General features: G+C 72.5%; 15 protein-coding genes. 11 read left to right on the top strand and 4 right to left on the bottom strand.

Annotation, left to right across the window (positions count from 1 at the left end):
* The first annotated feature begins 39 nt into the window (after positions 1 to 39).
* From D1825_RS09625 to D1825_RS09605, 5 genes are all read left to right on the top strand, one after another.
* Positions 40 to 717, top strand: a complete 678-nt coding sequence (locus D1825_RS09625) for a GAP family protein (protein ID WP_118767203.1) — start codon at positions 40 to 42, stop codon at positions 715 to 717.
* Between the two features lies 1 nt (position 718).
* Positions 719 to 1,135, top strand: coding sequence for a GNAT family N-acetyltransferase (locus D1825_RS09620; RefSeq protein ID WP_325051477.1), 417 nt, complete (start codon positions 719 to 721; stop codon positions 1,133 to 1,135).
* A gap of 72 nt (positions 1,136 to 1,207) precedes the next feature.
* Complete coding sequence (locus D1825_RS09615; RefSeq protein WP_118767202.1) at positions 1,208 to 1,696, top strand: levansucrase; 489 nt, start codon at positions 1,208 to 1,210, stop codon at positions 1,694 to 1,696.
* A complete protein-coding gene (locus tag D1825_RS09610; RefSeq protein WP_199721554.1) occupies positions 1,693 to 2,214 on the top strand; it encodes a GNAT family N-acetyltransferase in 522 nt (173 codons plus the stop codon). Before D1825_RS09615 ends, D1825_RS09610 begins: the two co-directional genes overlap by 4 nt.
* A gap of 38 nt (positions 2,215 to 2,252) precedes the next feature.
* On the top strand, positions 2,253 to 3,353 hold the full coding sequence (locus D1825_RS09605) for a serine hydrolase domain-containing protein (protein ID WP_118767201.1): 1,101 nt from the start codon (positions 2,253 to 2,255) through the stop codon (positions 3,351 to 3,353).
* Here D1825_RS09605 and D1825_RS09600 read toward each other — a convergent pair.
* Complete coding sequence (locus tag D1825_RS09600; RefSeq protein WP_118767200.1) at positions 3,322 to 3,804, bottom strand: RNA polymerase sigma factor; 483 nt, start codon at positions 3,802 to 3,804, stop codon at positions 3,322 to 3,324. The two genes, D1825_RS09605 and D1825_RS09600, sit on opposite strands and share 32 nt — an antisense overlap.
* A 59-nt stretch (positions 3,805 to 3,863) precedes the next feature.
* On the opposite strand from D1825_RS09600, the gene D1825_RS09595 reads away from it, so the two are divergent.
* Positions 3,864 to 5,786, top strand: a complete 1,923-nt coding sequence (locus D1825_RS09595) for a M3 family metallopeptidase (RefSeq protein ID WP_118767199.1) — start codon at positions 3,864 to 3,866, stop codon at positions 5,784 to 5,786.
* 52 nt (positions 5,787 to 5,838) lie between these two features.
* Here D1825_RS09595 and D1825_RS09590 read toward each other — a convergent pair whose 3' ends face one another.
* The gene (locus D1825_RS09590; protein WP_118767198.1) at positions 5,839 to 6,678 is read right to left on the bottom strand and encodes a C40 family peptidase; all 840 of its coding nucleotides are present in this window, start codon (positions 6,676 to 6,678) and stop codon (positions 5,839 to 5,841) included.
* Positions 6,679 to 7,131: 453 nt separating this feature from the next.
* Here D1825_RS09590 and D1825_RS09585 point away from each other — a divergent pair, with 453 nt between their 5' ends.
* Together D1825_RS09585 and D1825_RS09580 are read left to right on the top strand one after the other, a co-directional pair.
* Positions 7,132 to 7,464, top strand: a complete 333-nt coding sequence (locus tag D1825_RS09585; protein ID WP_118767197.1) for an ArsR/SmtB family transcription factor — start codon at positions 7,132 to 7,134, stop codon at positions 7,462 to 7,464.
* 3 nt (positions 7,465 to 7,467) lie between these two features.
* Positions 7,468 to 7,959 (top strand): SRPBCC family protein, encoded by a 492-nt coding sequence (locus tag D1825_RS09580; RefSeq protein WP_118767196.1) that lies wholly within the window; start codon positions 7,468 to 7,470, stop codon positions 7,957 to 7,959.
* Here D1825_RS09580 and D1825_RS09575 read toward each other — a convergent pair whose 3' ends face one another.
* Entirely contained in the window at positions 7,960 to 8,775 is an 816-nt protein-coding gene (locus tag D1825_RS09575) for a phosphotriesterase family protein (protein WP_118767195.1), read from the bottom strand.
* On the bottom strand, positions 8,772 to 9,143 hold the full coding sequence (locus D1825_RS09570) for a carboxymuconolactone decarboxylase family protein (RefSeq protein ID WP_118767194.1): 372 nt from the start codon (positions 9,141 to 9,143) through the stop codon (positions 8,772 to 8,774). The genes D1825_RS09575 and D1825_RS09570 overlap by 4 nt, the downstream gene beginning before the upstream one ends.
* A gap of 37 nt (positions 9,144 to 9,180) precedes the next feature.
* Here D1825_RS09570 and D1825_RS09565 point away from each other — a divergent pair, with 37 nt between their 5' ends.
* The 3 genes from D1825_RS09565 to D1825_RS09555 form a co-directional block, all read left to right on the top strand.
* Positions 9,181 to 9,696 (top strand): CGNR zinc finger domain-containing protein, encoded by a 516-nt coding sequence (locus D1825_RS09565; RefSeq protein ID WP_118767193.1) that lies wholly within the window; start codon positions 9,181 to 9,183, stop codon positions 9,694 to 9,696.
* Positions 9,697 to 9,776: 80 nt separating this feature from the next.
* Positions 9,777 to 10,709, top strand: a complete 933-nt coding sequence (locus tag D1825_RS09560; RefSeq protein ID WP_118767192.1) for an aldo/keto reductase — start codon at positions 9,777 to 9,779, stop codon at positions 10,707 to 10,709.
* 284 nt (positions 10,710 to 10,993) lie between these two features.
* A partial coding sequence (locus D1825_RS09555; RefSeq protein ID WP_199721553.1) for a CARDB domain-containing protein occupies positions 10,994 to 13,851 on the top strand: 2,858 nt, incomplete at its 3' end.

Raw genomic sequence — 13,851 nt, 5'->3', positions numbered from 1 at the left:
ACCCGCTAACGTCCAGGTCAGCCATGAGAGGAGCAGGCGATGCTGGGCGAAGCCATCGGTTCGACACTGGCGCTCGCGCTCGCCGTCGCGCTCAGCCCGTTCCCGGTCGTCGCGATCGTGCTGATCCTCGCCGGGCGTGACGGACGGCGGAACGGCGCGCTGTTCGCGCTGGGCTGGGTCGTCGGGCTGTCCGTCGTCGCGGCGCTCGTCGTCCTCCTGCTCGGCGACGCCGACGACCCCGACAGCACCGCCTCCGCGTTCGCGGACTGGCTGCGCGTCGTGGCCGGCCTGGCGCTCATCGGGCTCGGCGTGCGCAAGTGGCTGCGTCGGCCGCGCCGGGGCGAGGAGGTCGCGCCGCCGGGGTGGATGGCGTCGATCGAGGGCATGACCCCGAGCCGGTCCGTGGTGCTCGGGCTCCTGCTCTCGGGCGCGAACCCCAAGAACGTCGTCCTCACGGCGTCGGCCGTGGCCGCGATCATCGAGGCCGACGTGCACGACGCCGACCTCGTCGCCGCCGTCGCGGTGTTCGTCGTCGTCGGGTCGTGCTCGGTGCTCGGCGCGGTGCTCGCGCACCTGGTCGGCGGCGCCCGGGCGGCCACGGGGCTCGACGGGGTCCGGCAGTTCATGGTCGCGAACAGCGCGGTGATCATGGTCGTCGTGCTGCTGCTGATGGGCGCGAGCGTCCTCGGCGGCGGCCTCGAGGGGCTCGGTCGCTGACGTGCACGCCGACTACCGCCTCGTCATGGGTCCGCCGCCGCTCGCGGACTACCTGCACCTTCGTCGGGCGGCCGGCCTGACGCCGGCGACCGAGGAGCAGGGCAGGGCCGGGCTGCACGGCGCATGGGCCGCGTGCCACGTCCTGCACGAGTCGGGCACGGTCGTGGGCATGGGCCGCGTGCTCGGCGACGGCGGCTGGTACTTCCACGTCATCGACATGGCGGTGCTCCCCGAGCACCAGCGCCGCGGGATCGGCGACGCCGTGCTGACCGCGCTGCTCGACACGATCCGCCGCGACGCCCCGCCCGGCGCATGGGTCAACCTCCTGGCCGACGCACCCGGCCGGCGGCTCTACGAGCGGCACGGATTCACGCAGACCGCGCCCGAGTCGCTGGGGATGGGCCTGGCGCTGGGCTGAAGAACGGGCCACGCAGACCTTCCCTTCTGGCTACGGTGTCGCTGGTCCCGACATCGACGCCGAAGGAGTGACGTGGTCAACGCACCGCAGTACGTGGACGCAGCCGAGCAGAGCCTCGCCGCGGGGGGCTACGCGACCGCGCGCTACGACCTCGCCGGTTGGCAGTCCGCCGTGGGCTACCGGGCTGACTTCCGGATGCGCTGGATGGCGACCAAGCTGCACCTGTTCGTCTGCGTCTCGTCCGCCCCGGTTGCGACGGCTCAGGCACTGACCGCCTTCACGCACGCCTCGCTGGAGTACGCCAAGCAGGCCAAGGGCCAGGCGCGCGGTTTCCAGTCCGGCGTGGCCGTCATCTCGGTCCTGGCCGGCGACCACGTCGACCCGAGCGGCGAGGCGTACGCCCGCAAGCAGCTCGTGCGTGACTTCGCCGCGTTCGCCTGGCCGGTCGCGGTCGACGTGAGCATCGGGCAGCGGTTCAGCCACGACGGCCGGCCGGCGCTCGGCGCGATCTACAACGGGTGGATGCGCAAGCAGATCGCCGTCGCCGCGCCGCCCGTGTGACCGCGTTCGCGGTCCGGCCGTTCACCGCGGCCGACGAGCAGCAGGCGCGGGCCGCCCAGCTGGAGCTGGCCGCGGAGGGCTTCGACTTCTGCCTCGGTCTGGAGCAGGCCGACTCCTGGCCGGCGTGGCTCGAGCGCGTCGCGCAGCTCGAGGCAGGGCGCGACCTGGCGCCGGGCTGGGTGCCGGAGACGTGCGTCGGTGGGTTCGTGGGCCCGATCGTCGTCGGGCGGCTGTCCGTCCGGCACCGGCTCAACGCGCACCTCGCGCTCGTCGGCGGCCACATCGGCTACGCGGTCCGGCCGGGCCATCGCCGGCAGGGCTACGCGGGCGCGATGCTGCGCCACGGACTGGTCGTGGCGCGCGAGGTCGGCCTGAAGCGGGTGCTCGTGACGTGCTCCGACACGAACGTCGCGTCAGCGCGGACCATCGAGCGCGCGGGCGGGGAGCTCGAGGACGTGGTCGCGACGCCGGGGAGCGGCGAGCTCAAGCGGCGGTACTGGATCCCGACGGCACACTGACCGCGCGACGTGTCGGTCGCCCGTTGCATGCTGGGGCGATGGACGAGGTGCGGCGGGCCGTCGAGGCCCACATCGGCGGCGGCGTGCACGGGGCGGCCTGGCTCGTGGACCGGGCGGGTTCCGTCACGAGCGGGGTCGCCGGCAGGTACGGACCGGACGACGAGGCCATCGGCCCGGACACCATCTTCCGGATCTCCTCGGTGACAAAGCCGGTCGTCGCGGCACTGGCGATGGCCCTCGTCGAGGACGGCACGCTGCGTCTCGACGAGCCGGTCGACGGCCTGCTGCCCGAGCTCGCCGGCCGCCGGGTCCTGCGCTCCCCAGACGCGGCGCTGGCCGACACCGTCCCGGCGTCCCGTCCGATCACGGTCCGCGACGTGCTCGAGTTCCGGACCGGGCTGGGCATGGACTTCGCCGGGCCGTTCCCGGGCACCGTGCTGGGTGCACTCGCCGAGCTCGGGCTCCCGGTCGGGCCGCCCGCGCCCCAGCAGGCACCGGCACCCGACGAGTGGATGCGGCTCGTCGGGAGCGTGCCCCTGTCCCACCAGCCCGGGTCGCGCTGGCTCTACAACACGAGCGCGCAGATCCTGGGCGTCCTGCTCGCGCGCGCGTCCGGTACACCGCTGGACCGCCTTCTTGCCGAGCGGGTGCTCGAACCGCTGGGCATGCGCGACACCGGCTTCGTGGTCGAGGACCTCGCGCGGTTCGGCCCGCAGTGGATGCCCGACGAGGAGCTGTACGACCCCGCCGACGGCCAGTGGTCCACGCCTCCGGCGTTCCCGGACGCCGCGGCCGGGCTCGTCTCGACGGTCGCCGACCTGCACGCGTTCGCGAACATGCTCCGCTCGGGCGGCTTCCCGGTGCTCCGCCCGGACGCCGTCGCCCAGATGACGACCCCGCGCGTCGGACCGCTCGACGAGGCGGGTCGCGAGGGATGGGGGCTGGGGATGGGGGTCGCACGCGCGGACCTGCCCGACGGGCGGCATGCCGGGACCTACGGCTGGGACGGCGGGATGGGCTCGACGTGGTGGACCGACCCGGTCACCGACACGATCGCCATCCTGCTGACCACGGACGCGTGGTCGTCGCCCCAGCCGACGCCGATCTTCACCGACTTCTGGCGCGCAGCCTTCGGGTGAGTGTCACGGCGCGACAGTGGACATCTCGACGTCCAGCCTCATCGGCTCGCCCTTGGGCCCACGCGACGAGCAGGAGCGCCTCCCGATCGCTCGGCGAGAGCTCGGCCAGCGCGCGGAGCATCGCGTCCCGCTCGGCCACCACGGAGTCCACCCCCTGCGCGGACGCCGTGACCACCTGGAGCCGGGCGACCTCGTCGGCCAGCACGCGGGCGCGGCGGCGCGAGCGGTGCTGGTTGGCGATCGTGTTCCGCGTGACGACCAGCAGCCAGGGCAGCGGCTCGCCCGGGACCAAGGCCAGCCGCCGCCACGCGACGAGGAACGTCTCGGCGACGACCTCCTGCGCGCTGTCGCGATCCACGTGCCGCAGCGCGTACGCCTGGATGCGGGCGGCGTACCGCTCCCACAGCTCGGCGAACCGCTGCGCGTCGGGCGGATCCTCGGAGGTGCTCACACCCTGGAGTGTTCCGGCGGCAGAGTTACAGGTTGACCCACGCCGATATCGTCGGGGGCATGCCTGCGCCGACCACCTTTCCCGCTGACTCCGCCTCCTGGCCCGCGTTCCTCGCCACGAGCGTCGACGCCGGGCTCGACGAGGGCCGCGCGCTGATCGCACGGCTCAAGGACGGCACCCCGCGCACGACGAGCGAGGTGCTGGAGCTGTGGAACGACACCGACATCGCGATCGGCACCGCCTCGGCCCGCGCCCACCTGTTTGCGGAGGTGCACCCGGACTCCGCCGTCCGGGAGGCCGCCGAGGCCAGCGCCCAGGCCGCGGAGGACCTGTTCACGGAGCGCGGCCTCGACCACGACCTGTTCGAGGTCGTCGCCGCGACGGACCCCGCGGGCCTCGACGCCGACGCGACCCGCGCGCGCGAGCACGTGCTGCGCGACTTCCGCCGCTCGGGCGTGGACCGCACGCCCGAGGAGCGCGAGCACCTGCGTGCGCTCGCCCAGCGCTGCACCGAGATCGGCCTGGAGTTCTCCCGCAACATCCGCGACGGCGTGCGCACCATCCACGTGCGGCCCGAGCAGCTCGACGGCCTGCCCGACGACTTCCGCGCCGAGCACCCGGCGGGCGACGACGGCCTCGTCGCGCTGACCACCGAGTACCCGGACATGGTCCCGTTCCGCACCTACGCGAACGACCCCGAGGCCCGCCTCGCCCTGACCCGCGAGTACCTGCTGCTGGCCTACCCCGCCAACGAGCCCCTGCTCGCCGAGCTGCTCACGCTGCGGGCCGAGCGTGCCGCGCTGCTCGGCTACGAGGACTGGCCGACGTACGACACCGAGGTCAAGATGATCGGCTCCGGCCGGGCCATCGCCGAGTTCATCGAGCGGCTCGACGGACTCACGGCCGGCCCGGCGCGCAGCGACGTCGAGACGATGCTCGCGCGCTTCCGCCAGGACAGCCCCGAGGCCGCGGCGATCACGAGCGCGGACAACCTGTACTACGACCAGGTCATCCGCCGCGAGGACTATGACGTCGACTCCCAGGCCGTCCGCCAGTACTTCCGCTACCCGGCGGTGCGCAACGGCGTGCTCGACACGATCTCGCGCCTGTTCGGGCTCACGTTCACGCCGGTCAACGCCGCGACGTGGCACGAGGCCGTGACCGTCTACGACGTCGAGGACGACGGCGTACGCATCGGCCGGATCTACCTCGACATGCACCCGCGCGAGGGCAAGTTCAACCACGCCGCGCAGTTCTCGCTCACGCCGGGCATCGCCGGCCGCGCGCTGCCCGAGGGCGTGCTGGTCTGCAACTTCCCGACCGGCCTCATGGAGCACGACGACGTGGTGACGTTCTTCCACGAGTTCGGGCACCTGGTGCACGAGATCCTGGGCGGCGCGCAGGCGTGGGCCATGTTCACCGGTGTCGCGACCGAGTGGGACTTCGTCGAGGCGCCCAGCCAGCTCCTCGAGGAGTGGGCGTGGGACACCGGCGTCCTGCAGTCGTTCGCGACGAACGACGCCGGCGAGCCGATCCCCGCGGACCTCGTCGCGCGCATGCGCCGCGCCGACACGTTCGCCCGCGGAGCGTGGACTCGCCGCCAGCTCAACTTCACGGCGCTGTCCTACGGCCTGCACGCGGAGGCGCCGGCGGACCTCGCGGCGTTCACGGCCGCGGTCGACGAGCGCTTCGGGCCGTACGCGTCGATCCCCGACACCCACCAGTACGCGGGCTTCGGCCACCTCGAGGGGTACGGGTCGGCGTACTACACCTACCTCTGGAGCCTCGTCATCGCGAAGGACCTGCGGTCGGCCTTCGCGGACGGGCTCATGGACCCCGTCGTCGGGCGCCGCTACCGCGACGCGATCCTGGCGCCCGGGGGCTCGGCCGACGCGGCGGACCTCGTCGAGCGCTTCCTCGGCCGGCCCACGTCGTTCGAGCCCTTCGAGGCCTGGCTCTCCGAGGGGCTGACGGGGGGCTGACGCACGACGACCCGCCCGGATCTCCGGGCGGGTCGTCGTCGGTGCTGCCAGATCAGGCCGAGACGGCCTTGGCGCTGACGCGGACGAACGTCGGGTTCGACTGCCAGATCGAGCGGACCTGGATCGTCTTGCCCGGACGGGGTGCGTCGATCATCTTGTTGCCGCCGAGGTAGATGGCGACGTGGCCGGGGGACCAGATGATGTCGCCGGGCTTGGCGTTCTTGCGCGAGACGGTCTTGCCCACGTGGTGCTGGGCCGACGACGTGCGGGGCAGCGACTTGATGCCCGCCTTCTTGAAGACGTAGCGCGTGAAGCCGGAGCAGTCGAAGGCCCGCGGGCCGCTCGCGCCGCTTCGGTACGGCGTGCCCACGTACTTCTTCGCGACGCTGACGACCTTCGGCGTGCCCTTCTTGACCTTGATCACGGCGCTGCCCTTCGAGCGCGTGACGTGTGACGCGCCCTGGTAGATCGCGGTGATGCGGTGCTTGCCGACCTTGAGCGTCTTCGAGACCTGGACGCGGGCGGTGCCGTGCTTCAGGGTCACGGTCTTCCACGTCTTGGCGCCGACCTTGAGGACGACCTTGCCGCTGGCGACGGCCCGACCGACGTGGACCGTGACGCGCACCTTGGCGACGGCCTTGCCGCGGGTCTGGGTCTTCTTCGACAGGTGGACCTTCGTCTTGGAGTGCTTGGTGACGACGGCCGGCGCGTGGGTCGCGACGGTGGTGCTCGTCGTCGGGGTCGCGGCCGAGGCGGGTGCGCTCAGGGCGACCGGGACGGCGACGACGAGGGCCAGGCCACCTGCGAGGGCGGCGAGGCGGCGGGAGGCCCGCCGGGGTCGAGCTGGGGTGGAGGGGGCGTGCAGGACGTGACCGGGGGTGGTGGTCGTCATGGGGTTTCCTCGAACGCCTACGAACTGAGCTGTCGGATGCTCCGGTGACGCGATCTGCGCGTGTGTCCGGCGCGGGGCAGAGCCCCGTCGTGATGCACCCCGAGTGCTGGCGTGAAGCCCGCACGGAAAGAGTGGTTCGCCCGTCGCTGCCGGAGGTGAGGGGGATCCGGGGCGGCGGCAGCGCTCGGCGTCCGGCCCGGAGGTTCGTCAGGTGGAGCCCGAGGAACCGCCGACGACGCTAACCGAAATCGTGTGAAGGTCACGATCCGATCACGGCTCTGAGGTGTGGGAGATGTGAAGATCGGGCCGGATCACCGGACAAAAGGGACATCTGTGAGCCGGGCCACGCGAATCGGCGCCCGAGATCCGCAGAAAAATCACCCCGGGGTTGACGGCACGGGCGCGCTCGGGTCTACTTGCAGCATCACGTAATTACCCAGATAGGCAAATGCGATGCCGGATTCGCTCAGCACGACGTTCGCCGCCCTCGCCGATCCGACGCGACGGGCGATCCTCGCGCGGCTCGCGCGTGGGCAGGCGACCGTCACCGAGCTGGCCGAGCCATTCGCGATGACCCTGCCGACCGTCTCGCGGCACCTCAAGGTGCTCGAGAACGCGGGCCTCGTCGTCAAGACCCGCGACGCCCAGTGGCGCCCGTGCCGACTCGAGACCGCGCCGCTGCGCGTGGTGGACGACTGGCTCGCCACGTACCGCGAGTTCTTCGAGGGCCGCTTCGACCTGCTCGAGCGGCACCTGCGCACGCTGACCGACCCTCCGAAGGAGTAGGACATGAGCACCGACCGCGGATTCACCGTCACCCGCCGCTTCGACGCGCCCCGGGAGCTCGTCTTCCAGGCGTGGACGGACCCCGACCACCTCCAGTGGTTCGCCGGCGTCCCGCGCGACCCCGCGCACCCCACCACGGTCGACCTGCGCGTCGGCGGCGCGTGGCGCGTCCACCTCGTCGAGGACGAGGGTCGCGGCCGCGCCTACTGGACGGGCGGCCTCTACCGCGAGATCTCGGCACCCGAGAAGCTGGTCTTCACCTGGGGGGCCGTGGGCGGGTGGCCCGAGCTCGACGTCGAGGACCTCGATGGCCTTCCCGTCGCCACGATCCAGCTGAACGAGGTCGACGGCGGGACCGAGATGGTCGCCCACTTCGGCTTCGCCGGCTCGCTCAGCGATCAGCGCGTGGCCGAGTGGCTCGCGATGGGCGTGCGCGGCGGCTGGACGGACACCCTCGCCCGGATCGACGCCGCGGTGCTCGCGCTCGTCGGCTGATCAGGTCCGGATCCGCCAGGCGCGTGCCGGGTTGTCGACGAGGACGGCGCGGCCAAGAGGGGTCCGAGGGTCGACGAGGTCCAGCATGCGCGCCGCCGAACCGACCCCGGCACGCGTCGTGGTGTCGCCGCCGAGGAGGATCTGCGCGACGTGCCCTGCCTCGACGATCGCGTCGAGCACGGGTCGCGCTGCCCAGGTCGCGCCCGGCCGAGGGCCGTCGAGGCAGACGAAGGCGCCCGTCGCCGCCAGGCGTGCGGCGGAGCGTGGGTCCGGGTGTCGACCGACGTGGCCGAGCACGACCGCCTCGGGCGCGATGCCGAGCTCGTCGAGGACCGCCCGTCCGCCCCGCCCGTCCTCGAGGTGGATCGCGACCGGGGCGCCCGTCTGGCGGTGAGCGACCGCGGCCGCCGCGAGGGACGCCCTTTCGAAGGTGTCGAACGGGAGCCCGACGCCGATCTTGATCAGCCCGCAGCGTCGCGCCACGACGTCGTCGACGAAACGCTCGGCCAGGTCCTCCGTTGGTACGTCGCGGGAGTGCACCGCCCGGTGGCGGCCGGTCGCGGCGACGACGGCGACCCCGGTCCCGATCGCGAGCTCCGGGAGCAGACCGAGCCCGCGACGCATCCCGCGCGGCGTCCACTGCACGAGGGTGGTGCCGCCCGCTGCGGCGAACGCTCGGAGGTCGTCGGCCGCCAAGCCGCCGAGCTCCTGCCCGGGCAGGGCGGGGGTCGCCAGGAAGAGGTGGTCGTGCGAGTCCACCACTCCGAGCGAACCCGCCGGGACGTCGCCGAGGACGGTGCGGACGAGTGCGCTCATCCTTGCTCCCGGACGCGGCCCACGGCACGGAGCGCTGCCATCGCGCGCGGCAGGCCGACGTAGGGCGCGAGGTGCACGAACGCGTCGGCCACCTGCTCGAGCGACAGGCCCACCCGCACGCAGGTGCGGACGTGCCCGTCGAGCTGCGGGTCGACGCCGCCGAGCGCCGCGAGCGCGCCGAGGTTGAGCAGCTGGCGGTCGCGCAGGCTGAGGTCGCCGCGCTGGTACGTCCCGCCGAACACCGCACGGACGATCCAGTCGCCGAAGCCGGGAGCTTCGGCGTCCGCTGTCGCGCTCCAGGCCGCGGTCGTCGTGGGGTCCTGCAGGGCGGCCAGCGTCGCAGCGCCGGCGTCGAGATCGGTCGTCATGGGACCACGGTAACGGTTGAACAGTTACAGTTGCGTCATGGACTTCAGGACCGACGGCGGTGCGACGTGGCTGAACCTGCTGGCGACCAGCGGCCGGACGTTCGGCGAGCGGCCGGTCGAGCGCCTGCAGGCGTCGCGCGACCTTGCCGCCTGGCTGGATCTCATGGGCTTCGCGACGACAGGCTCGACGTCGGCCGACGTCGAGCGTGCACGCGCGGTGCGCGAGGCGCTCCGCGGACTCGCGATGAGCTCGGTCGAGGGTCGCGAACCCGCGGCACAGGACGTCGCCCGGGTCGACGAAGCGCTCCGTGCCCGCGGGCCGATCAGCGTCGTGCCCACCACGACGAGCGTCGGCGCCGCGCTCGCGGAGATTGCCGCCCAGGCGCTGGTCACCCTGCGCGGACCCGACGCCGGACTCCTCAAGGAGTGCGACGAGCGCGACTGCCGCTGGGTCTTCCTCGACGTCTCCGGCCGTCGCCGGTGGTGCCCGTCGCCGGCCTGCGCCTCCCGCGGCCGCGTCCGCGCCCACCGTGCGGCTCTGGCCGGTCGCTGATCGGTGCGCCGCTCGACGGGTGCCCCGGCCGTGCGAGGTGCAGGCTGTCACTGACCACGTGACGCGCGAGGAGGACCACCGTGAAGACCTTCACCCTGCCCGGTACGGACATCACGGTGCCGAACGTGGTCCTCGGGCTGATGCGGATCGGCGACAAGACGGACGGCGAGGTCCGCGAGCTGGTGCACGCGGGCCGGGACGCCGGCATCGACTTCGTCGACCACGCCGACGTGTACGGCGGCGAGCTGCACGCCTGCGAGCGCCGGTTCGCCGAGGCGATGCGGCTGAGCGCGTCCGAGCGCGACGCGATCACCATCCAGACCAAGTGCGGGATCGTCCCGGCGCAGGGCACGTTCGACTTCTCCTACGAGCACATCGTCGAGTCGGTCGAGGGTTCCCTGGAGGCGCTCGGCACCGACCGCATCGACATCCTGCTGCTGCACCGCCCCGACGCGCTCGTCGAGCCGGAGGAGGTCGCGCGGGCTTTCGACGAGCTCGAGGCCGCCGGCAAGGTGCGGGCCTTCGGGGTCTCGAACCAGACCCCCGGCCAGATCGAGCTGCTCAAGAAGTTCGTCCGCCAGCCGATCGTGGCCAACCAGCTGCAGCTGTCGATCACCCATGCGCCGTTGATCGCGCAGGGCGTCGCGACGAACATGCTGGGCGAGGGGCAGTCGGTCGACAGGGACCACGGCATCGTCGACTACTGCCGGCTGCACGACATCACGATCCAGGCCTGGTCGCCGTTCCAGGCCGGCTTCTTCACGGGGGTCTTCCTCGGATCCGAGGACTACCCGGAGCTCAACGCGGTCATCGACCGGCTCGCCGCGGCGTACGACGTCCCTCCGATCGCGATCGCCACCGCCTGGATCACCCGGCACCCGGCGAACATGCAGGTCGTGCTGGGGACGACGAGCCCCGAGCGCGTGACCGGCGCGGCCCAGGGGTCGGACCTTCTCCTCACCCGCCCGGAGTGGTACGAGCTGTTCCGCACGGCGGGTCACCTGCTGCCGTAGCCCTCGTCGGCCGACGCAGGAACGGCCACCGCGCACCGACCCTTGACCGCTCGGCGGTTCGTACGTAATGTCTGGGTTCCAACGCCGCAAGAAGTTGACAGACGGATCGCACAAAGCCGTGTGACTGTCGCAACACCGGTACGACCGGGCCTGCGTTGGGCTCGTCGTGCATCGCGCCTGCTTCGTCATCAGGGCCTGCCCCCAAGGTCGTCGTCACCCGTCCCGGGTCCCTCGTGCGTGCCCGGGCGCCTCGCCCCGCCTCGGCGGGAGAACCAGGACGTCCCATGAGATCTCGACTGAGAAGCTCCATCGTGGCCGGTGCTGCGGTCGCGCTCGTCGCGCCGATCGGCATCGTCGCCGTGGCGCAGAGCGCGTCCGCGGCCCCGGTGCTGCTGTCGTCGGGCAAGAGCGCCACCGCCAGCAGCTACAACCAGACCTACGTCGCCGGCAACGTGACCGACGGCAACCAGGGCTCCTACTGGGAGTCCGCCAACAACGCCTTCCCGCAGTGGGTGCAGATCGACCTGGGTGCAGCATCGACGGTCACCGACGTGACCCTCAAGCTCCCCAGCGGGTGGGGCGCGCGCGACGAGACGCTGTCCGTGCAGGGCTCGACGAACGGGTCGACGTTCAGCACGTTGAAGTCCTCGGCGACCTACTCGATCTCCGGCAGCGGTTCGGTCGCGATCGACGTCACCGACACCTCCGCCCGGTACGTGCGCGTCAACGTCACCGCCAACACGGGCTGGCCGGCCGCCCAGCTCTCGGAGGTCGAGGTCTACGGCGAGAGCGGCACCCCGCCGGTCGATCCGCCCGCGGGCAGCAACCTCGCGCAGGGCCGGCCCATCTCCGCGTCCTCGGTCCAGCAGGGCTACGTCGCCGCCAACGCGGTCGACGGCTTCACCTCGTCGTACTGGGAGGGAGCGCCCGGCGCCTACCCCTCCAACCTCACGGTGACCCTCGCCCAGGCGTCCACGCTGACCGGCGTCGTCGTCAAGCTCAACCCGGACTCCGCGTGGGGCAACCGCTCGCAGACGTTCGCGATCCAGGGCCGGACCGGCACGGGCGCGTTCACCGAGCTCAAGGCCTCGGCCGCCTACGCGTTCAGCCCGAGCACGGGCAACGCGGTCACCGTCCCGGTGAGCGGCAGCGCGACCGACGTCCGCGTCGTGTTCACGGCCAACTCCGGCTCGTCGAACGCCCAGGTCGCCGAGCTCCAGGTCCTCGGCTCGACCACGCCGGTGCCCACGAGCCCCGACCTGCAGGTCGCGTTCGTCGCGCCGACCGGCACGATCACCCCGAGCGACGCGATCACGCTGCAGGCCACGGTCCGCAACACGGGGACCGCCGCGTCGAGCGCCACCACGGTCGCGTTCTCGCTCGGCGGCCAGTCCGTCGGCACGGCGAACGTCGGAGCGCTCGCGGCCGGGGCGCAGGCCACGGTCTCGGTCAACGTCGGCACGCGCGCGGTCGGCACCTACCCCGTCGCGCTCACGGTCGACCCGTCGGGCTCCGTGACGGAGTCCAACGAGACGAACAACTCGGCCACGGGCTCGGTCACCGTCACGAACGGGACGCCGCCCGCGAGCCCCGACCTGCAGGTCAGCATCACGGGCACCACCCCGTCCGCGCCGACGACGACCGACGCGATCACCGTCGCCGCGACCGTCCGCAACACGGGCACGGCGACCGCAGCCGCGACCACGGTCGCGTTCACGCTCGGCACGCAGTCCGTCGGCACGGCGTCGGTCCCGGCTCTCGCCGCCGGCGCGCAGGCCAACGTGTCGTTGTCGCTCGGCGCCCGTGCCGCCGGGTCCTACTCGATCGCGGGCGCGGTCGACCCGGCCAACACGATCGCCGAGTCGAACGAGGCCAACAACACGGCCACCGCGTCGTTCACCGTCACCGACGTGACCAACCCGCCCACGGGCAGCGACCTGGCGCTGGGCCGCCCGGCCACGGCGTCGTCCACCGAGTTCACGTTCGTCGCGGGCAACGCCGTCGACAGCGACGCGAACACGTACTGGGAGGGCGCGGGCGGGCAGTACCCCAGCACTCTCGCGGTGAACCTCGCCTCGCAGTCGACGCTCCAGCAGGTCGTCGTCTCCGTGCCGCCGATCGCCGCGTGGGGCCCGCGGACCCAGACCTTCTCGATCGAGGCGAAGGTCGGCAGCGGCCCGTGGCAGCCGATCAAGGCGTCGGCGGCGTACGCGTTCGACAACGCGTCGGGAAACAAGGTCACCGTGCCGGTCTCCGGCTCGGCCACCGACGTGCGCCTGGTCTTCACCGGCAACACCGGCTCGGGCAACGCGCAGGTCGCCGGCTTCAAGGTCGTCGGCATCCCGGCACCGAACCCCGACCTCACGGTCACCGCGGTCACGGCCAGCCCGGCCGCGCCCGTCGAGGGCACGGCGATCACCCTGACCGCCACGGTGAAGAACGCCGGCAACCTCGCGTCGCCCGCCTCGACCGTCGACCTCACGGTGGACGGGGTGGTCGCCACCTCGGTCGCCGTCCCGGCCATCGCGGCGGGCGGCACGACGACGGTGAGCAAGGCGATCGGCACCAAGCCCGCGGGCAGCTACACCGTGGGCGCCGTCGTCGACCCGACCAACGCCGTCGTCGAGCAGAACGAGGCCAACAACGCCTACATCAGCCCGACGAAGGTGACAGTCACCGAGGCCCCCGGCCCCGACCTGCAGGTGCTCGGCATCAGCTCCAGCCCGGCCAACCCGGCCGTGGGTTCGTCGGTGTCCTTCACGGTCTCGGTGAAGAACCGCGGGAGCCAGTCAGCGGGCGCGAGCGTCACGCGCCTGGTCGTCGGGAGCACCACGCTCAACGGCAGCACGGCCGCGATCGCGTCCGGGGCCACGGCCTCCGTCGCCGTGAGCGGCACCTGGACCGCCGTGAGCGGCGGGGCGACCCTGACGGCGACGGCCGACGCGACGAACACCGTCGCGGAGACCAACGAGAACAACAACACGCTCTCGCAGTCGATCGTCGTCGGCCGCGGCGCGGCGGTGCCGTGGACCTCCTACGAGGCGGAGCAGGGCACCTACACCGGCACGCTCCTCGAGGCCGACGCGCTGCGCACCTTCGGTCACACGAACTTCGCCACCGAGTCCTCGGGGCGCAAGTCCGT

This window comes from Cellulomonas rhizosphaerae (assembly GCF_003470205.1).
Taxonomy (GTDB): Bacteria; Actinomycetota; Actinomycetes; order Actinomycetales; family Cellulomonadaceae; genus Cellulomonas; species Cellulomonas rhizosphaerae.
Note: the sequence above shows the minus strand (reverse complement) of the source record. Positions and strands in the feature narration are given on the sequence as shown.